Here is an 18,964-nt window from a genome sequence, read left to right as displayed (position 1 = left end):
CACGGCCCCGGGCGGAGAGAGCCTGTGGACAACGGGGCGCCTGACGAATGTCGGAGCGGCGCGCTAGAGTCCCCCGGAACAGGGACGTTACTCATCGGTAAGGGAGTGGTTATGCGGCTCGGCATCAACCTCGGGTACTGGGGTGCGGGGATGGACGGCGACAACCTCGCCGTCGCACAGGAGGCCGACCGGCTCGGCTATGACGTCTGCTGGGTCGCCGAGGCGTACGGCTCCGACGCCCCGACCGTGCTGAGCTGGGTCGCCGCGCACACGGAGAACATCGACGTCGGCTCCGCGATCCTCCAGATCCCGGCGCGCCAGCCCGCGATGACCGCGATGACCGCGGCCACCCTCGACTCGCTCTCCGGCGGCCGCTTCCGGCTCGGCCTCGGTGTCTCGGGACCGCAGGTCTCCGAGGGCTGGTACGGCGTGAAGTTCGACAAGCCGCTGGCCCGCACCCGGGAGTACGTCGAGATCGTCCGCCGCGCGATGACCCGTGAGCGGCTGTCGTACGAGGGCGAGCACTGGACGCTGCCGCTGCCCGGCGGGCCCGGCAAGCCGCTGAAGCTCACCGTGCACCCGGAGCGCGAGCGCATCCCGCTCTACATCGCCGCGATCGGCCCGAAGAACCTGGAGCAGACCGGCGAGATCGCCGACGGCGCGCTGCTGATCTTCGCGTCCGCCGGTCAGCTGGAGTCCACGGCGATCGCCCCGCTGCGGGCGGGCCGCGAGAAGGCGGGGCTGACCATGGACGGCTTCGACGTCTGTCCCACCGTGCCGATCGCGGTCGGCGACGACATCCACGCGTTGGCCGACACGTTCCGCCCGTACACCGCGCTCTATGTGGGGGGCATGGGCAGCCGCAAGCAGAACTTCTACAACCAGCTCGCGCGGCGCATGGGGTACGAGAAGGAGGCCGTCGAGGTCCAGGACAAGTACCTCGCGGGCGACAAGGACGGGGCGGCGGCGGCCCTGCCGCACGACCTGATCGACTCGACCACGCTGCTCGGCCGGGTCGACCGGATCGCGGACCGGATGCGGGAGTACGCCGCCGCCGGGGTCACCACCCTGACCCTCGCGCCGTCCGGCTTCACGCTCGACGAGCGGGTCGAGGCGCTGCGCGTCGGCTCGGCGGCGCTGGAGCGCGCCGGGCTGGCGTCGTAACGCGCGGTCCCGGCCGGGCCGGGTCCGCGGCCGGGGTGGGGCCCGGGGCTCCTCCCGGCCAGGGCCGGCGCATACCGCGACGCCTGCGGACGTCCCTGGTCAACGCGCCGTACGGGACGTCGTCCTCAGTCTTTCGGTCCAGTGGACCGGCGTACCTGTTGCCCGCCGACCCGCATCCGCTTTGACTCGTCTTCTACGGGTGGCGATGTCCGGATGTGCCCAGGAGGTGGCAGTGATGCTCTCGGCCCGAAGCCTGTTCCAGGAGATCCTGGACGACGACCGTTCCTTCCGGCTCTTCTGTTCCATCGCGGCGGGCGGCGAGGCCCAGGGCGGCTGGGAGAACGGCAGGATCGCCGCGCTGGTGCCCGACTCCATGCGGGATCTCGCCCCGAAGATCACCCGGCACGGCACCGACGAGGACAAGCACGGACGGATCTTCAACGCCCTGCTGCGCAAGCGCGGTCTCGACCCGGTCGAGGTCCCGCCGGAGACCGACTACACCGGACTGCTGGAGCGGCGGGGCATCGGGCTCACCCACGCCAGGCTGCACGGGGAGAGACGGCTGTCCGAGGAGGACATCGTCGTCTATCTCGCCCACAGCCGGGTCACCGAGCAGCGCGCCTCCGAGCAGATGGCGATGCTGGTCAAGCACTTCGGCCGGGACCCGCAGATCGGCCGGGCCGTCAAGATGATCAGCAACGACGAGGACAACCACCTCGCCTACTGCCACGAGGAGCTGCTGCGGCTGGCACGGGCGGGCCACGGCCGTACGATCCACCGCGCCCTGCGCGCGTGCGCCCTCGCCGAGATCCGGGTCTACCGCGAGGTGAGCCTCGCCGTGATGGACCGGATGGGCCGGATCCTCGGCTGGCCCGCGCCCAAGGCCGCGGCGCTGGCGGCCGGCATCCACGCCGTGTACGCGTACGAACGGGCCACCGGATGGCGCCGGATGACCGGTCTCGCGATGCCCGAGCGGCGCGACGCCCTCGGCGGGCCCGCCACCGCGGCGCCCGCCTTCTGAGGGCTCCGGCTCGAAGCCCTCAGAGCCAGCCGCGCCGTTTGAAGGCCCGGTGCAGCCCGAAGACGGTGACGGCCATGAAACACAGCACGGCCGGATACGCCCACACGTACCGCAGCTCCGGCATGTGCTTGAAGTTCATGCCGTAGATCCCCGCGACCATCGTCGGGACGGCGGCCATGGCGGCCCATGCCGAGATCTTCCGCATGTCGTCGTTCTGGCGTACGCCCATCTGCGCGAGATGCGCCGACAGGATGTCGGAGAGCAGCCGGTCCAACCCCTCCACCTGCTCGTTGGCGTGCAGCAGATGGTCGTTGACATCGCGGAAGAACGGCTGCGCGTGGTCATGGACGAACGGCACCCCGGCGCCCGCGAGCCGGGCCATCGGCCCCGCCAGCGGCCCGGTGGCCCGGCGGAACTCCAGCACCTGGCGCTTGAAGTTGTAGATCCGCGCGGCGGTCGGGGGCCGGGTGCCCGCGTCGGGCGCGCCCTCGCCGCCGTTGGGTGCGAAGACCTCCTCCTCCAGCTCCTCCAGATCGATCTGGAGCTCCCCGGCCACCTCGATGTAGTTGTCGACGATCGCGTCGCTGACCGCGTACAGCACGGCGGTGGGGCCGTGTTTGAGCACCTCGGGCTCGGCCTCCAGCCGTTGCCGTACGGCGGCCAGCGGGGCGCCCTCGCCGTGCCGTACGGTCACCACGAACGAGTCTCCTATGAAGACCATCAGCTCGCCGGTGGTGACGACATCGCTGACGGTGTCGTACCGGACCGGCTTGAGGACGACGAACAGCGAGCCGTCGTACACCTCCAGTTTGGGCCGCTGATGCGCGGTGAGCGCGTCCTCCACGGCCAGCGGATGCAGCCCGAACTCGCTGCTCACGAGGGCGAACTCCTTCTCCGTGGCCTCGTGCAGCCCGAGCCAGAGGAACGCGTCCCCCTCGGCCCGCGCCTCGGCGAGGGCATCGGAGAAATCGGCGGGCCCGTCGGTGCGGCGCCCGTCGCGGTAGATGGCACAGTCCACGATCACGGCGGGCATTCTTCCCTTTCCGGCCCGCGACCGCACCCCCGGGCCGTGGAGCGCGCGCCCACCGAACGCCTAGGCTGCACGCATGGCCACGTTGATCCTCGTACGTCATGGACGGTCCACCGCCAACACCGCGGGGCTGCTCGCCGGCTGGACACCGGGTGTCGCGCTCGACGAGCGGGGCGCCGCGCAGGCCGCCGCGCTGCCGGGGCGGCTGGCGGACGTGCCGCTCGCCGCGGTGGTCTCCAGCCCGTTGCAGCGCTGCCGCGAGACCCTGCGTCCGCTGCTCGACGCCCGGCCGGAGCTGGAGCTGCGCACCGACGACCGGATGGGGGAGTGCGACTACGGCGACTGGTCGGGCCGCAAACTCGCGGAGCTGATGGACGAGCCGCTGATGACGGTGGTCCAGCAGCATCCGTCCGCCGCCGCGTTCCCCGGTGGCGAGTCGATGCGCGCGATGCAGGCGCGCGCCGTCGACGCCGTACGGGAGTGGACCGCGCGGGTGGACGAGGAGCACGGTGAGGACGCCGTGCTGCTGATGTGCTCGCACGGGGACATCATCAAGGCGATCGTGGCCGATGCCCTCGGGATGCATCTCGACCTCTTCCAGCGGATCCAGGTGGACCCCTGCTCGCTCACCGCCATCCGTTACACCCGGTTGCGCCCGTTTCTGCTGCGGCTCGGCGACACCGGTGACCTCGCCGGGCTGGCTCCGAGGGAACACCCGGGAGGCGAGGCCGGTGTGGTGGGGGGCGGTGCGGGAGCACCGTGATCCATCGGCGCAGTAGGGTGGACGCGCCGTCCGAGCGATTCCGGACAGCCCTTCTGATCTGATGATCCGATTCTGATATCCGACGATTTCCAAGGGAGACAGGACGTGTCCCGTCAGGTGTTCCTCTACGACCCACCGGACCGTTTCGTGGCCGGTACGGTCGGGCTGCCTGGACGCCGTACGTTCTTCCTCCAGGCTTCCGCCGCCGGGCGCGTCACCAGCGTCGCCCTGGAGAAGACCCAGGTGGCCGCGCTCGCCGAGCGGATCGACGAACTGCTGGACGAGGTGGTACGCCGTACCGGGGGCAACGCTCCCGTACCGGCCGCGGCGCCCTCCGGGATCTTCGACTCGGCCCCCCTCGACGCCCCCGTCGAGGAGGAGTTCCGGGTCGGGACCATGGCGCTGGCCTGGGACGGCGACGAGCAGCGCATGATCATCGAGGCACAGGCCCTCGTCGAGCTGGACGCCGACACCGACGAGGACCTCGCCGAGGCCGAGGAGCGGCTGCTCCAGGACGAGGAGAACGGCCCGCCGATGCTCCGCGTCCGGCTCTCCGGCGCCCAGGCCAGAGCCTTCGCCAAACGCGCCCTGGACGTGGTCAACGCCGGCCGGCCGCCGTGCCCGCTGTGCAGCCTGCCGCTCGACCCGGAAGGACACGTATGCCCGCGCCAGAACGGATACCGCCGCGGAGCGTGACCGAGGTGGATCTGCTCGCCCGGGGCGAGCTGACGGTGCGCGGCCGGATCCGTGAGGCGTCCAACGGGGTGCTCTACTGCTCGGTCGCGTACGAGGGCAGGGAGGCCGGCTGCGTCTACAAGCCGGTCGCGGGGGAGCGCCCGCTGTGGGACTTCCCGGACGGGACGCTCGCCCGGCGCGAGGTGGCCGCCTACGAGGTCTCCGAGGCGACCGGCTGGAGTCTCGTACCGCCGACCGTGCTGCGGGACGGGCCGTACGGCGAGGGCATGTGCCAGCTGTGGATCGACCCGGAGCCGGAGGACGCCCCCGCCGGGGCGCCGCTGCTGGCCCTCATCGAGGAGGAGGAGCCGGGCGAGGGCTGGAAGGCCGTCGGCCGCGCCGAGGTCGGCGAGGGGCGCACCGCCCTGCTGGTGCACGCCGACGACGAACGGCTGCGCCGGCTCGCCGTACTCGACGCGGTGATCAACAACGGCGACCGCAAGGGCGGCCATCTGCTGCCCGCGTCCGGGGGGCGGCTGTACGCCATCGACCACGGCGTCACGTTCAACGTGGACGACAAGCTGCGCACCCTGCTCTGGGGCTGGGCGGGCGAGCCCCTGACCGAGGAGGCGCGCGCGATGCTGGACGGGCTGGCGGAGGTCCTCGCGCCGGGCGGCCCGCTCGCCACCCGGCTGGCCGAACTCATCACCCCGGCCGAGACCGACGCCCTGCGGGCCCGGGTCGGTGAGCTGCGCCACACCGGTCTGCACCCGCGCCCCTCGGGGGAGTGGCCGCCGATCCCCTGGCCCCCGGTGTGAGCACCGACCAGTGAACCGCCGCGCCGGTCCCGCCGGGACCGGCGCAGCAGTTTTCGGCGGATCGCGCAAGAGTGCCCAATGGGACAGGATCGCCCCTCCGGTTCGTATCCGGAACCTCCATCCGGTTACGCTCATGACATGCATGCCTGGCCCGCTTCCGAGGTCCCCGCCCTTCCTGGCAAGGGCCGCGACCTCAGGATTCACGACACCTCGACCAATGGCCGAGTCTCCCTAGAGCCCGGTCCCGTCGCCCGTATCTACGTCTGCGGCATCACGCCGTACGACGCCACCCACATGGGTCACGCGGCGACCTACAACGCGTTCGACCTCGTGCAGCGCGTGTGGCTCGATACGAAGCGGCAGGTTCACTACGTCCAGAACGTGACCGATGTCGACGATCCCCTGCTGGAGCGTGCGGTGCGCGACGGAGAGGACTGGACCGCGCTCGCCGAGCGCGAGACGGCGCTCTTCCGGGAGGACATGACCGCCCTGCGCATGCTGCCGCCCCAGCACTACATCGGCGCCGTCGAGGCGATACCGGGGATCATCCCGCTGGTGGAGCGGCTGCGCGAGGCCGGCGCCGCGTACGAACTCGAAGGCGACATCTACTTCTCCGTGGCGGCCGATCCGCACTTCGGAGCGGTCTCGGGGCTCGACGCCGAGGCCATGCGGCTGCTCTCCGCCGAGCGCGGTGGCGACCCCGAGCGGCCCGGCAAGAAGAACCCGCTCGACCCGATCCTCTGGCTGGCGGCCCGCCCCGGCGAGCCGAGCTGGGACGGCGGCAGCCTCGGACAGGGCCGGCCGGGCTGGCACATCGAATGTGTCGCCATCGCCCTCGAACACCTGGGCATGGGCTTCGACGTCCAGGGCGGCGGCAGCGACCTGGCCTTCCCGCACCACGAGATGGGCGCCTCGCACGCCCAGGCGCTGACCGGCGAGCACCCGTTCGCCCGTGCCTATGTGCACGCCGGCATGGTCGGGCTGGACGGCGAGAAGATGTCCAAGTCCAAGGGCAATCTCGTCTTCGTGTCGACGCTGCGCAGGTCCGGTGTGGACCCGGCGGCGATCCGCCTCGCGCTCCTCGCGCATCACTACCGCTCCGACTGGGAGTGGACGGACCAGGTCCTCCAGGACGCCGTCGACCGGCTGGCCCGCTGGCGGGCCGCGGTGTCGCGGCCCGACGGCCCGTCGGCCGAGGCGCTGGTCGACGAGGTACGCGAGGCGCTGGCCGACGACCTGGACGCGCCGGCCGCCCTCGCGGCCGTCGACCGCTGGGCCGCGCTCCAGGACACCGCGGGCGGTACGGAGGAGGGCGCGCCCGGCGTGGTGTCCCGCACGGTCGACGCGCTGCTCGGCGTCGCGCTGTAGGACCCGGACGCGGGCCGTGCCCGTACCCGACCGGACACATGGCTGAGGGGCGGCGCCCGATGGCACCGCCCCTCAGCCATGTCCGCCCGCGCTCAGTCGTCCTCGTCGTCCGGGGCGCCCGATTCGTCGGCCGGTCCCGGTCCGGAGCCCTGGTCGGGGTCCTTGTCGGTGCCGGGGCCGCCGCGCGGCGGCTTCGGCGGGCGCGTACGTCCGCCGGACGCGTCGCGCAGATACGCCGTGCCCTCACCGCTCTCCGTGGCATGGCCGCCCGGTGTCTGACCGGGGCCGCCGTCCCGCCGGCGCAGATACCGCTCGAACTCCCGGGCGATGGCCTCGCCCGTCGCCTCCGGCAGCTCGGCCGTGTCCCTGGCCTCCTCCAGCGACTGGACGTACTCCGCCACCTCGCTGTCCTCGGCGGCCAGTTGGTCCACGCCCAGCTGCCAGGCCCTGGCGTCCTCGGCCAGCTCACCCAGCGGGATCCGCAGACCGATCAGGTCCTCCAGGCGGTTGAGGAGCGCCAGCGTCGCCTTCGGGTTGGGCGGCTGCGAGACGTAGTGCGGCACCGCCGCCCACAGGCTCACCGCCGGTACGCCCGCGTGGGTGCAGGCTTCCTGGAGGATGCCGACGATGCCGGTCGGCCCCTCGTACCGCGACTCCTCCAGGTCCATCGTCCTGGCCAGGTCCCCGTCCGAGGTGACCCCGCTGACCGGCACCGGCCGGGTGTGCGGGGTGTCGCCGAGCAGCGCGCCCAGGATGACCACCATCTCGACGCCCAGCTCATGGGCGAAGCCCAGCAGCTCGTTGCAGAACGAGCGCCAGCGCATGGACGGTTCGATACCGCGGACCAGGACCAGGTCGCGGGGTTTCTCCCCGCCGACGCGCACCACGGAGAGCCGGGTGGTCGGCCAGGTGACCTTCCGCTGGCCGCCCTCCAGATAGACCGTGGGCCGGTTGACCTGGAAGTCGTAGTAGTCCTCGGCGTCCAGCGCCGCGAACACCTCGCCCTTCCACTCCCGGTTCAGATGCGCCACCGCTGTGGAGGCCGCGTCGCCCGCGTCGTTCCAGCCCTCGAACGCGGCCACCATGACCGGGTCGATCAGCTCGGGAACCCCCTCGAGCTCGATCACCCAGTGCCTCCTTCCGAAGTTCCCTCTCGTACCGCACCAACCTTACGGCTTCGCCCCTGCCCGCCCGCAGCCCGTGCACGGCCGGGTGAACTTCCCCGTACGGGCGGACGGGCCACGGCGGGTACCCCCACTCTCTGTCCATTCCCCCGGGGATTCATCCGAGCTGTTTCCCTATTTTTCGGTCAGGTCCTGTTCGGTCGCGCTCCCACGAGCCGATACATCGGATGACAGGGAGAGGTCCGATGTTCTTCCCGAGGGCGGAGGGCGGAGGGCGGAGGGCGGAGGGCGGAGGGCGGCGCCGGACGCCGGGATCGTCCCCGTACTCAGAGGGTGGATCTGAGCCACATCTCCACACTCGCGATATGGACCGTCGCCCAGGACCTGGCCGCCTCCGCGTCGCGGTCGCGGAGCGCCGAGAGAATCGCCCGGTGCTCGTGGAGGGTACGGGCGACCGCGTCCTCCTGGGTCAGACCGCGCCAGACCCTGGCCCGGGTGGTCGGCCCCGAGAGCCCGTCCAGCAGGGAGCAGAGCACCGAGTTGCCGCAGTGCCGCACGATCTCCCGGTGGAACTCCAGATCGGCCGCGACGAGCTGGTCCACCGAGGGCCGCGGCCCGAGTGCGTCGAGGCGCTCGTCGAGCGCGTCGAGCGCGGCGGTGTCGATCCGGGCGCTCGCCATCGCGGTGGCGGCCGGCTCCAGGATGCGGCGTACGGCCAGGAACTCCAGCACGGTGTCGTCCCGGTGGAAGTCGACGACGAAGCTCAGTGCCTCCAGGAGCAGCCGGGGGGCGAGGCTGGTGACGTAGGTGCCGTCGCCCTGCCGTACGTCGAGGATGCGGATCAGTGAGAGCGCCCGTACCGCCTCGCGCAGCGAGTTGCGGGAGAGGCCCAGCTCGGCGGCGAGTTCGCTCTCCTTGGGGAGCCGGTCCCCCGGGCGCAGCGCACCCGAGACGATCATCCCCTTGATCTTCTCGATGGCCTCGTCGGTGACAGCCATGGGCGACCTCCAGACATCCGATCTATCGGCTCTCATTATGTGCCTCGGAGGAGCGGAACAGGGAAACGGAGCGGGGAAACGGAGAGGGGCGCCCCCGGCCGGGGGCGCCCCTCGATGCGTACATCAGTCCGATACGGATCCGGGCGGCCGTCGGCCGCCCGGATCCCCGTCAGCCGAGCCGGCCGCGCTTGGCGAGCAGCTCCTCGACCTTGGCGCGGATCGGGTCCGTGTCCAGGCCGCGGATCGTCAGGGTCGTACGGCGGCGCAGTACGTCGTCCGCGGTCTCGGCCCACTCGTGGTCGCGGGCGTAGACGACCTGCGCCCAGATCTCCGGGGCGTCCGGGTGGATCCGCTCGCCCAGCTCCGGGAACTCGTTGGCCAGCCGCACGATGTCGAAGGCCAGCGAGCCGTAGTGGGTGGCGAGGTGGCGGGCGGTGTCGACGGCCATGGACGGGCCCGTACCGCCGCCGTCGATCAGCAGCCGGTGGGCGACCGCGTTCGGGTTGGAGATACCGGGCAGCGGAAGCTTCTTGGGCAGCTGGGAGACGGGCTCCATGCCCTGGCCGAGCGGGTGGCCCGGCAGGGACTCCAGCTTCTTGAGCACGGTGCGGCCGATGTGGCGGAAGGTCGTCCACTTGCCGCCGGCGATCGACAGCATGCCGCCGCGGCCCTCGGTCACCACGGTCTCGCGCTTGGCCCTGGAGGTATCGCCGGGGCCGCCGGGCAGGACGCGCAGTCCGGCGAAGGAGTAGGTGATCAGATCGCGGGACAGCTGCTGGTCGCGTACGGAGAACGCGGCCTCGTCCAGGATCTGGTGGATGTCCTTCTCGTTGACCGCGACGTCGGCGGGCTCGCCCTCGTACTCCTCGTCCGTCGTACCGAGCAGCAGCATGTCCTCCCAGGGGAGGGCGAAGGTGATCCGGTACTTGTCGATGGGGGTCGCGAGCGCGGCCTTCCACGGGGAGGTCCGCTTGAGGACCAGGTGGGCGCCCTTGGAGAGCCGGATGGAGGGCGCCGCGGCGGGGTCCTCCAGCTTCCGCAGGTGGTCGACCCAGGGGCCGGTGGCGTTGAGGACCAGCCGGGCGTCGACGCCGAACTCCGTACCGTCGAGCGCGTCCTTCAGCTCGGCGCCCGTCACCCGGCCCTGGGTGAAGCGCAGCCCGGTGACGGAGGCGTGGTTGAGGACGGTGGCGCCCGAGTCGACGGCCGCGCGGACGGTCATCAGCGCCATGCGCGCGTCGTTCATCTGGTCGTCGTGGTAGACGGCCACGGCCTGGAGATTGTCCGTACGCAGCTCGGGGACGCCCTGCCGGGCCTTGGCCGGGCTGATCACATGGCCGACGCCGTCACCGAACGCGGAGAGCGCGGAGTAGGCGAAGACGCCCGCGCCGAGCTTGGCCGCGCTGTGCGGGCCGCCCTTGTAGACCGGCAGATAGAAGGTGAGGGGGTTGGCCAGATGCGGTGCCACCTGCCGGGACACCGCACGGCGCTCGAAGTGGTTCTCCGCCACCAGCTTCACCGCGCCGGTCTGCAGATAGCGCAGACCGCCGTGGAGCAGCTTGGAGGAGGCGGAGGAAGTGGCGCCGGCGAAGTCGCCGCCGTCCACCAGTGCCACCCGCAGTCCCGACTGAGAGGCATGCCAGGCGGTGGAGATGCCCAGGATGCCGCCGCCTATCACCAGCAGGTCGTATGTCGCGTGGGACAACTGGTCGCGGGTTTCGGCGCGGCTCGGCAGGGAACCGCCGGCCGGGTGCGTCCCCAGTGCGGGGACGCAGCGCAGGGTGCTCATTCTTCACTCCTCTTCAGCGGTCCCGGCCTCCGTGGCCGGTCGGCTGTCGGTTGGTCAGCTGTCCGGGTTCAGCTGTCGTCGTCATCGGTGTCGAGCCAGCCCATGGTCCGCTCGACGGCCTTGAGCCAGTTCTTGTACTCGCGGTCACGGACCGCCGCGTCCATCCGGGGCGTCCACTCGGCGGCCCGGCGCCAGTTGGCGCGCAGCGCGTCGGTGTCCGGCCAGAAGCCCACGGCCAGCCCCGCGGCGTAGGCGGCGCCGAGGCAGGTGGTCTCGGCGACCATCGGGCGCACCACGGGTGCGTCGAGGACGTCGGAGAGCGTCTGCATCAGCAGATTGTTGGAGGTCATCCCGCCGTCGACCTTGAGCGAGGCCAGCTCGACACCGGAGTCCTTGGTCATGGCGTCGCTGATCTCGCGCGTCTGCCAGGCCGTGGCCTCCAGCACCGCGCGGGCGATGTGCGCCTTGGTGACGTAACCGGTCAGACCGGCGATGACACCACGCGCGTCGGGGCGCCAGTGCGGTGCGAAGAGACCGGAGAACGCGGGGACGAAGTACGCGCCGCCGTTGTCCTCGACCGAGGACGCCAGGGTCTCGATCTCGGCCGCGGACTTGATCAGCCCCATCTGGTCGCGCATCCACTGGACCAGCGAGCCGGTGACGGCGATGGAGCCCTCCAGGGCGTACACCGCCTTCTGGTCCCCGATGCGGTACCCGACCGTGGTCAGCAGGCCGTTGTACGAGTTGACGGGCTTGTCGCCGGTGTTCATCAGCATGAAGGTGCCGGTGCCGTACGTCGACTTGGCCTCGCCCTCGGCGAAACAGGTCTGGCCGAACAGGGCCGCCTGCTGGTCACCGAGTGCGGAGGCGACGGGGATGCCGGCCAGGACGCCGGCCTTGGCGTGCCCGTACACCTCGGCGGAGGAGCGGATCTCCGGCAGGATCGCGGCCGGGACCTCCATCGAGGCGAGGATCTTCTGGTCCCACTGGAGGGTGGCCAGATTCATCAGCATCGTGCGGGAGGCGTTGGTGACGTCGGTGACGTGCACACCACCGTCGGTGCCGCCGGTCAGATTCCAGATGACCCAGGAGTCCATGGTGCCGAAGAGGATGTCGCCGCGCTCGGCGCGTTCGCGCAGCCCCTCGACGTTGTCCAGCAGCCAGCGGGCCTTCGGGCCGGCGAAGTAGCTGGCCAGCGGCAGACCGGTCTCGCGGCGGAAGCGGTCCTGGCCGACGTTGCGGCCCAGCTCCCGGCAGAGGGCGTCGGTGCGGGTGTCCTGCCAGACGATGGCGTTGTGGACGGGCTCACCGGTGTTCTTGTCCCAGAGCAGTGTGGTCTCGCGCTGGTTGGTGATGCCGATCGCCTTGACGTCGGCGGAGGTGATGCCGGCCTTCTCGATCGCGCGGGCCACGACTTCCTGGACATTGGCCCAGATCTCGGTGGCGTCGTGTTCCACCCAGCCGGGCTTGGGGAATATCTGCTCGTGTTCCTTCTGGTCGACGGCGACGATGCGCCCGTCCCGGTCGAAGACGATGCAGCGGCTGGATGTGGTGCCCTGGTCGATGGCCGCGATGAACGGGCCCGTCCCATGGGAGGAGGTGCCGGTGTTGGTGGTGTCACTCACGGTGTCTGCTCCTGCTCGGTGCGAAGGCTGCTCGCGCGAAGGCTGTTCGCGCGAAGGGAAGGGAGGACCTACGTCAGGGCCCAGTTGTAGTAGCCGCCGGCCAGCGCGGCGCCGATCAGCGGGGCGACCACGGGGATCCAGGCGTAACTCCAGTCGGAACCACCCTTGTTGGGCAGCGGCAGCAGCGCGTGCACGATGCGCGGGCCGAGGTCACGGGCCGGGTTGATGGCGTATCCCGTCGGACCGCCCAGCGAGAGGCCGATTCCCACCACGACGAAGGAGGTGATCAGCACGCCGATCACACCGAGGCCGTTGCCCTTGTCGTTCAGCCCCTGGGTGAGGATCGCGATGACCAGCACAAAGGTGCCGATGATCTCCGTGAGCATGTTCTGTACGACGTTCCGGATCTCGGGGCCCGTGGAGAAGATGCCCAGAACGGGCCCGGCCTTGGGCGCCGACGTCTGGTCGATCATGCCCTCGATCGTCGGCTGCGTCGCGAGGATCTCCGGGTCGGTGAGATGGGCCTTGAACTGGCCCATGTACGCCACCCAGACCAGGAAGGCGCCGATCATCGCGCCCAGCAGCTGGGAGGCGACGTACAGCGGGACATCGCTCCACTTGATGCCGCCCTCGATCGCGAGACCGAGGGTGACGGCGGGGTTCAGCAGGGCGCCGGAGATGGGGGCGGCGAGGTACGCGCCGACCATGACGGCGAAGCCCCAGCCGAAGGTGATGGCGACCCAGCCCGCGTTCTGCGCCTTCGAGCGTTTGAGTACCACTGCGGCTACCACGCCGCCACCGAGCAGGATCAGCAGGGCGGTCCCTGTGACCTCGCCGATAAAGATGTCGAAGTTGGACACCCGAGACTCCTTCGTCCAGGGGGAGGCGGACCTCCGGTGAGCACCAGAGGGTCCGCACCCTCAGGTAAGGGCGTTATCGGCCAATGGCGTTGCCACACACTAACTCGTATTGCCGGTAGGTGTTCGACAATGCCGACCGCTGAACGGCAGTTTTGCCCTCCGGTCAACACCGCGTCAAGGGTTTCGGGAGCCGAAACCTCGATCAATACCGATGATCGGGCATACGGCTCAAAAGCGCCCGGCGCCGATGTCCCTGGAAACCGCCCGCGCGCACTCGCGTACCGCGGCCACCAGCTCGGACCGCAGCTCTCCCGCCGGACAGATCCGCTCCACCGCTCCGGTGATGGCGATGGCCCCCACCGGCATTCGGCGGCGGTCGTGGATGGGCGCGGCCACCGCGGCCACCCCCTCCCAGGTCTCCTCCACATCGGCCGCCCAGCCGCGTGCCCTGGTCAGATCGAGCGCCGACTCGAATTCGGCCAGATCGGTGATGGTCCGCGGGGTGAGGGCCGGCCGCTCGCCCTCCACGGCCTCGCTGTGCGCCACCGGGTCGTACGCCGAGAGCACCTTCCCCAGCGCGGTCGAGTGCATCGGCTGCATCGCGCCCACCTCCAGGACCTGTCTGCTGTCGTCCGGGCGGAAGACATGGTGGACGATGAGGACGCCCTGCTGGTGGAGGACGCCCAGATGCACGCTCTCCCCGGACGACCTGGCCAGATCGTCCGTCCAGACCAGGGCGCGGGCGCGCAGCTCGTGCACGTCCAGATAGCTGTTCCCGAGCCGCAGCAGCTCGGCGCCCAGCTGGTAGCGCCCGGACGCGGTGTCCTGCTCGACAAAGCCCTCGGCCTGGAGGGTGCGCAGTATTCCGTGCGCGGTGCCCTTGGCCAGCCCCACCGCGGAAGCGATGTCGGACAGGCCGAGCCGGCGCTCACCGCCGGCGAGCAGCCTGAGCATGGCCGCCGCCCGTTCCAGTGACTGGATGCTCTTCGCCATCGGACCCGGACCTCCACTACGTTCGACAATGCTGAACACTATCGGCCTATGCCGACCTTTTCTCTCCGGAGAGGGATCTTGTCAAGACCGTGTGTTCGGACACCCCGTGCACCAGGATGCCGTCCGACCGCTGGAATACCTCACCGTTCGGGGCCCCGCCCGGCTACCCTGACCGGGTGCGCCTTCCACCAGCCAGGCGCAAAGCCGACAGCCGTCGCAGCCCCGGGAGTACTTTCATGGCCTCGTTGCCGACCCCCCCCACCGACAGCCGGACCCGTATCGCCGCCCTTCGTGAGGCGCTCGCCACCCGGGTGGTGGTGGCGGACGGGGCGATGGGCACGATGCTCCAGGCGCAGGATCCGACGATGGAGGACTTCCAGGACCTGGAAGGCTGCAACGAGATCCTCAACGTCACCCGGCCGGACATCGTCCGCTCCGTCCACGAGGAGTACTTCGCCGTCGGCGTGGACTGCGTGGAGACCAACACCTTCGGTACCAACTACGCCGCGCTGGCCGAGTACGACATCGACGATCGGGTGTACGAGCTGGCCGAGTCCGGCGCCAGGATCGCCCGCGAGGTGGCCGACGAGTTCACCGCCTCCACCGGACAGCAGCGCTGGGTACTGGGCTCGATGGGCCCCGGCACCAAGCTGCCGACCCTGGGCCACGCCCCGTACATCACCCTGCGCGACGCCTACCAGCTCAACGCCGAGGGCCTGATCGCCGGCGGCTCCGACGCCCTGCTGGTGGAGACCACCCAGGACCTGCTCCAGACCAAGGCCGCCGTCCTCGGCGCCCGCCGGGCGCTGACCAGCTCGGGGCTGAACCTTCCGATCATCTGTTCGGTGACGGTGGAGACGACCGGCACCATGCTCCTCGGCTCCGAGATCGGCGCGGCCCTCACCGCGCTGGAGCCCCTCGGCATCGACATGATCGGCCTGAACTGCGCCACCGGCCCCGCCGAGATGAGCGAGCACCTGCGCTATCTCGCCCGTCACTCCCGCATCCCGCTGTCCTGCATGCCCAACGCGGGCCTCCCCGTCCTCGGCAAGGACGGCGCGCACTACCCGCTGTCGGCCGAGGAGCTGGCCGACGCGCAGCAGACCTTCGTACGCGAATACGGACTGTCCCTGGTCGGCGGCTGCTGCGGTACGACCCCCGAACACCTGCGCCAGGTCGTCGAGCGCGTCCGGGGCGAGGCCGTCACCCCGCGCCGGCCTCGCCCCGAGCCGGGCGCCGCCTCGCTCTACCAGACGGTGCCGTTCCGCCAGGACTCCTCGTACCTCGCGATCGGTGAGCGGACGAACGCCAACGGATCGAAGAAGTTCCGTGAGGCCATGCTGGACGGCCGCTGGGACGACTGCGTGGAGATGGCCCGCGACCAGATCCGCGAGGGCGCCCATCTGCTCGATCTCTGTGTCGACTACGTCGGCCGGGACGGCGTCGCCGACATGGCCGAGCTGGCGGGCCGGTTCGCCACCGCCTCCACCCTGCCCATCGTCCTCGACTCCACCGAACTGCCCGTCCTGCGCGCCGGACTGGAGAAGCTCGGCGGCCGGGCCGTCATCAACTCCGTCAACTACGAGGACGGCGACGGTCCCGAGTCCCGCTTCACGCAGGTCACCGAACTGGCCGTCGAACACGGCGCCGCCCTCATCGCGCTGACCATCGACGAGGAGGGCCAGGCCCGTACCGTCGAGCACAAGGTCGCCATCGCCGAGCGGCTGATCACCGACCTCACCACCCTCTGGGGCGTCCATGAGTCGGACATCCTCATCGACTGCCTCACCTTCACCATCTGTACCGGCCAGGAGGAGTCCCGGGGCGACGGCATCGCCACCATCGAGGCCATCCGCGAACTCAAGCGCCGTCACCCCGACGTACAGACCACCCTCGGTCTGTCGAACATCTCCTTCGGCCTCAACCCGGCCGCCCGTATCGTCCTGAACTCGGTCTTCCTCGACGAGTGCGTCAAGGCGGGACTCGACTCCGCGATCGTGCACGCCTCCAAGATCCTGCCGATCGCGCGGCTGGACGAGGAGCAGGTCAAGGTCGCCCACGACCTCATCTACGACCGGCGCGCCGAGGGTTACGACCCGCTCCAGAAGCTCATGGAGCTGTTCGAGGGCGTCAACACCAAGTCGATGAAGGACGGCCGGGCCGAGGAACTCCTCGCCCTGCCGCTGGACGAGCGCCTCCAGCGCCGCATCATCGACGGCGAGAAGAACGGGCTGGAGGCCGATCTCGACGAGGCGCTCCAGACCCGGCCCGCCCTCGCCATCGTCAACGACACGCTCCTGGAGGGCATGAAGGTCGTCGGTGAACTCTTCGGCTCCGGCCAGATGCAGCTGCCGTTCGTCCTCCAGTCCGCCGAGGTCATGAAGAAGGCCGTCGCGTACCTCGAACCCCACATGGAGAAGACGGACGCCGACGGCAAGGGCACCATTGTCCTCGCCACCGTCCGCGGCGACGTCCACGACATCGGCAAGAACCTCGTCGACATCATCCTCTCCAACAACGGCTACAACGTGGTCAATCTGGGCATCAAGCAGCCCGTCTCCGCGATCCTGGAGGCCGCGGAGGAGCACCGCGCCGATGTCATCGGCATGTCCGGTCTGCTCGTCAAGTCGACCGTGATCATGAAGGAGAACCTCCAGGAGCTGAACCAGCGTCAGATGGCCGCCGACTACCCGGTCATCCTCGGCGGCGCCGCGCTCACCCGGGCCTATGTCGAGCAGGACCTCCACGAGATCTACGAGGGCGAGGTCCGCTACGCCCGTGACGCCTTCGAGGGGCTGCGCCTGATGGACGCCCTGATCGCGGTCAAGCGCGGTGTCCCCGGCGCCGTCCTCCCCGAGCTGAAGCAGCGCCGGGTCAGGGCCACCGCGGCCACCGTGGTCGAGGAGAGCCCCGAGGAGGGCACCGTCCGCTCGGACGTCTCCGTCGACAACCCCGTTCCCACCCCGCCGTTCTGGGGCACGCGCGTCGTCAAGGGCATCCAGCTCAAGGAGTACGCCTCCTGGCTCGACGAGGGCGCCCTCTTCAAGGGCCAGTGGGGGCTGAAGGAGGCCCGCAAGGGCGGCCCCACCTACGAGGAGCTGGTGGAGAGCGAGGGCCGGCCCCATCTGCGCGGCTGGCTGGACCGGATGCACACCGAGAACATGCTCGAAGCGGCCGTCGTCTACGGCTACTTCCCCTGTGTGTCCAAGGGCGACGACCTGATCCTGCTGGGCGAGGACGGCGCCGAGCGTACCCGCTTCACCTTCCCGCGCCAGCGCCGCGGCCGCAGGCTCTGCCTGGCGGACTTCTTCCGCCCCGAGGAGTCCGGCGAGACGGATGTCGTCGGCCTCCAGGTCGTCACCGTCGGCTCGAAGATCGGCGAGGCGACCGCCGAGCTGTTCGAGTCCAACTCCTACCGCGACTACCTCGAACTGCACGGACTCTCCGTCCAGCTCGCCGAGGCGCTCGCCGAGTACTGGCACGCCCGGGTCCGCTCGGAGCTCGGCTTCGCCGGGGAGGACCCGGCCGATGTCGAGGACATGTTCTCGCTGAAGTACCGGGGCGCCCGCTTCTCGCTGGGCTACGGGGCCTGCCCCGACCTGGAGGACCGCGCGAAGATCGCCGAGCTGTTGGAGCCCGAGCGGATCGGCGTCCAGCTCTCCGAGGAGTTCCAGCTCCACCCCGAGCAGTCCACCGACGCCATCGTCATCCACCACCCCGAGGCGAAGTACTTCAACGCGCGCTGACCCTGCGTCTTCGGTGGTACGGCGCGTCCACCGGGGCGCGCGCAACCGGCGGACGCGCCGTACACTGGTCGGTCCAGCGCAGGCCGGTCGCCTGTCCCGGCGGGGAGACCCGTGGGGGAGGCGACCGGCCTTCTCGTCCCTCTTGGAGGTGTGCCGGATGACCAGTACGGTCCCCGCGTCCATGACCCGTACAGCCGAAGGCTCCGCGCTTCAGGCCGTTCTGCTCGACATGGACGGCACCCTGGTGGACAGCGAGGGGTTCTGGTGGGACGCGGAGGTGGAGGTCTTCAAGAGCCTCGGACACATCCTCGACGAGTCCTGGCGCGAAGTGGTCGTCGGCGGTCCCATGACCCGCAGCGCGGGCTTCCTCATCGAGGCCACCGGCGCCGCCATCACCCTCGCCGAGCTGACCGTCCTGCTCAACGACACCTTCGAGGACCGCGTCGGACGCGATGTCCCGCTGATGCCGGGCGCCCGCCGGCTGCTCACCGAACTGGCCGCGCACGGGGTGCCCACCGCGCTGGTCTCCGCCTCACACCGGCGCATCATCGACCGTGTCCTGCTCTCGCTCGGCTCCGAGAACTTCGCGCTCACCATCGCGGGCGACGAGGTCCCCCGTACGAAACCGCACCCCGACCCCTATCTCCTCGCCGCCCGCGGGCTGGGCGCCGACCCGGCGCGCTGTGCGGTCATCGAGGACACCGCCACCGGAGTGGCCGCCGCAGAGGCCGCGGGGTGCCGGGTGGTCGCCGTACCCTCGGTCGCGCCCATCGCACCGGCGCACGGGTGCACGGTCGTCGGGTCGCTGGAAGAGGTCGACCTGGTATTCCTGCGCGATCTGATGGTGCGCACAGACCGATCCGTGGTGAGCGGAGACTGATCCGTTGGCACGCGCAGACCGATCTGTTGGTGCGCGGAGCCGATCTGTTGGTCCGCGGATAGTGATCAGCGCACCGAACATCACGCCGGAAATGCAAAAGGGAAACTCAT

The 18,964-nt window shown here is 70.4% G+C and carries 15 protein-coding genes; 8 read left to right on the top strand and 7 right to left on the bottom strand.

Annotation, left to right across the window (positions count from 1 at the left end):
• Nucleotides 1-111 precede the first annotated feature (111 nt).
• Both ACIP8W_RS10205 and ACIP8W_RS10200 read left to right on the top strand, forming a co-directional pair.
• Complete coding sequence (locus tag ACIP8W_RS10205; RefSeq protein ID WP_401950179.1) at nt 112-1,164, top strand: LLM class F420-dependent oxidoreductase; 1,053 nt, start codon at nt 112-114, stop codon at nt 1,162-1,164.
• Between the two features lie 235 nt (nt 1,165-1,399).
• Nucleotides 1,400-2,185 (top strand): ferritin-like domain-containing protein, encoded by a 786-nt coding sequence (locus tag ACIP8W_RS10200; protein WP_401950176.1) that lies wholly within the window; start codon nt 1,400-1,402, stop codon nt 2,183-2,185.
• Between the two features lie 19 nt (nt 2,186-2,204).
• Here ACIP8W_RS10200 and ACIP8W_RS10195 read toward each other — a convergent pair whose 3' ends face one another.
• Nucleotides 2,205-3,218, bottom strand: a complete 1,014-nt coding sequence (locus tag ACIP8W_RS10195; protein ID WP_402153460.1) for a magnesium and cobalt transport protein CorA — start codon at nt 3,216-3,218, stop codon at nt 2,205-2,207.
• Nucleotides 3,219-3,291: 73 nt separating this feature from the next.
• On the opposite strand from ACIP8W_RS10195, the gene ACIP8W_RS10190 reads away from it, so the two are divergent.
• The 4 genes from ACIP8W_RS10190 to mshC all read left to right on the top strand — a co-directional run bounded on the left by ACIP8W_RS10190 (nt 3,292) and on the right by mshC (nt 6,839).
• Nucleotides 3,292-3,978: a histidine phosphatase family protein gene (locus tag ACIP8W_RS10190; RefSeq protein WP_402202595.1), complete on the top strand. Its 687-nt coding sequence runs from the start codon at nt 3,292-3,294 to the stop codon at nt 3,976-3,978.
• A 105-nt stretch (nt 3,979-4,083) separates the two neighbouring features.
• Nucleotides 4,084-4,674 carry a DUF3090 domain-containing protein gene (locus ACIP8W_RS10185; RefSeq protein ID WP_401950167.1) on the top strand — a complete coding sequence of 197 codons (591 nt, stop codon included), beginning with the start codon at nt 4,084-4,086 and terminating at the stop codon, nt 4,672-4,674.
• Entirely contained in the window at nt 4,638-5,471 is an 834-nt protein-coding gene (locus ACIP8W_RS10180) for an SCO1664 family protein (protein ID WP_402202593.1), read from the top strand. The genes ACIP8W_RS10185 and ACIP8W_RS10180 overlap by 37 nt, the downstream gene beginning before the upstream one ends.
• Nucleotides 5,472-5,609: 138 nt before the next feature.
• A complete protein-coding gene (gene mshC, locus ACIP8W_RS10175) occupies nt 5,610-6,839 on the top strand; it encodes a cysteine--1-D-myo-inosityl 2-amino-2-deoxy-alpha-D-glucopyranoside ligase (RefSeq protein ID WP_401950161.1) in 1,230 nt (409 codons plus the stop codon).
• A 92-nt stretch (nt 6,840-6,931) separates the two neighbouring features.
• On the opposite strand, the gene ACIP8W_RS10170 is transcribed toward mshC, so the two are convergent.
• The 6 genes from ACIP8W_RS10170 to ACIP8W_RS10145 all read right to left on the bottom strand — a co-directional run bounded on the left by ACIP8W_RS10170 (nt 6,932) and on the right by ACIP8W_RS10145 (nt 14,228).
• A complete protein-coding gene (locus ACIP8W_RS10170) occupies nt 6,932-7,966 on the bottom strand; it encodes a PAC2 family protein (protein ID WP_401950158.1) in 1,035 nt (344 codons plus the stop codon).
• A 323-nt stretch (nt 7,967-8,289) separates the two neighbouring features.
• Nucleotides 8,290-8,961 (bottom strand): FadR/GntR family transcriptional regulator, encoded by a 672-nt coding sequence (locus ACIP8W_RS10165; protein WP_401950155.1) that lies wholly within the window; start codon nt 8,959-8,961, stop codon nt 8,290-8,292.
• A gap of 169 nt (nt 8,962-9,130) precedes the next feature.
• Complete coding sequence (locus tag ACIP8W_RS10160) at nt 9,131-10,750, bottom strand: FAD-dependent oxidoreductase (protein ID WP_401950152.1); 1,620 nt, start codon at nt 10,748-10,750, stop codon at nt 9,131-9,133.
• 68 nt (nt 10,751-10,818) lie between these two features.
• Nucleotides 10,819-12,375 (bottom strand): glycerol kinase GlpK, encoded by a 1,557-nt coding sequence (gene glpK / locus ACIP8W_RS10155; protein WP_401950149.1) that lies wholly within the window; start codon nt 12,373-12,375, stop codon nt 10,819-10,821.
• Nucleotides 12,376-12,443: 68 nt separating this feature from the next.
• Entirely contained in the window at nt 12,444-13,235 is a 792-nt protein-coding gene (locus ACIP8W_RS10150) for an MIP/aquaporin family protein (RefSeq protein WP_401950146.1), read from the bottom strand.
• Nucleotides 13,236-13,463: 228 nt separating this feature from the next.
• On the bottom strand, nt 13,464-14,228 hold the full coding sequence (locus ACIP8W_RS10145) for an IclR family transcriptional regulator (protein WP_401950143.1): 765 nt from the start codon (nt 14,226-14,228) through the stop codon (nt 13,464-13,466).
• Nucleotides 14,229-14,464: 236 nt separating this feature from the next.
• On the opposite strand from ACIP8W_RS10145, the gene metH reads away from it, so the two are divergent.
• Together metH and ACIP8W_RS10135 are read left to right on the top strand one after the other, a co-directional pair.
• Nucleotides 14,465-17,974, top strand: coding sequence for a methionine synthase (metH, locus tag ACIP8W_RS10140; RefSeq protein WP_401950140.1), 3,510 nt, complete (start codon nt 14,465-14,467; stop codon nt 17,972-17,974).
• Between the two features lie 157 nt (nt 17,975-18,131).
• On the top strand, nt 18,132-18,854 hold the full coding sequence (locus ACIP8W_RS10135) for an HAD family hydrolase (protein WP_402202590.1): 723 nt from the start codon (nt 18,132-18,134) through the stop codon (nt 18,852-18,854).
• The last annotated feature ends 110 nt before the right edge of the window (nt 18,855-18,964 follow it).

This window comes from Streptomyces sp. NPDC088554 (assembly GCF_044752945.1).
In the GTDB taxonomy this organism is placed as follows: Bacteria; Actinomycetota; Actinomycetes; order Streptomycetales; family Streptomycetaceae; genus Streptomyces.
This window is presented reverse-complemented; position numbering and strand designations above follow the sequence as displayed.

Excerpts from the sequence above, each read along its gene's own strand:
- ACIP8W_RS10205 (WP_401950179.1), top strand. The coding sequence starts at position 112 with ATGCGGCTCGGCATCAACCTCGGGTACTGGGGTGCGGGGATGGACGGC.
- ACIP8W_RS10200 (WP_401950176.1), top strand. The coding sequence starts at position 1,400 with ATGCTCTCGGCCCGAAGCCTGTTCCAGGAGATCCTGGACGACGACCGT.
- ACIP8W_RS10195 (WP_402153460.1), bottom strand. The coding sequence starts at position 3,218 with ATGCCCGCCGTGATCGTGGACTGTGCCATCTACCGCGACGGGCGCCGC.
- ACIP8W_RS10190 (WP_402202595.1), top strand. The coding sequence starts at position 3,292 with ATGGCCACGTTGATCCTCGTACGTCATGGACGGTCCACCGCCAACACC.
- ACIP8W_RS10180 (WP_402202593.1), top strand. The coding sequence starts at position 4,638 with ATGCCCGCGCCAGAACGGATACCGCCGCGGAGCGTGACCGAGGTGGAT.
- mshC (WP_401950161.1), top strand. The coding sequence starts at position 5,610 with ATGCATGCCTGGCCCGCTTCCGAGGTCCCCGCCCTTCCTGGCAAGGGC.
- ACIP8W_RS10165 (WP_401950155.1), bottom strand. The coding sequence starts at position 8,961 with ATGGCTGTCACCGACGAGGCCATCGAGAAGATCAAGGGGATGATCGTC.
- ACIP8W_RS10160 (WP_401950152.1), bottom strand. The coding sequence starts at position 10,750 with ATGAGCACCCTGCGCTGCGTCCCCGCACTGGGGACGCACCCGGCCGGC.
- ACIP8W_RS10145 (WP_401950143.1), bottom strand. The coding sequence starts at position 14,228 with ATGGCGAAGAGCATCCAGTCACTGGAACGGGCGGCGGCCATGCTCAGG.
- metH (WP_401950140.1), top strand. The coding sequence starts at position 14,465 with ATGGCCTCGTTGCCGACCCCCCCCACCGACAGCCGGACCCGTATCGCC.
- ACIP8W_RS10135 (WP_402202590.1), top strand. The coding sequence starts at position 18,132 with ATGACCAGTACGGTCCCCGCGTCCATGACCCGTACAGCCGAAGGCTCC.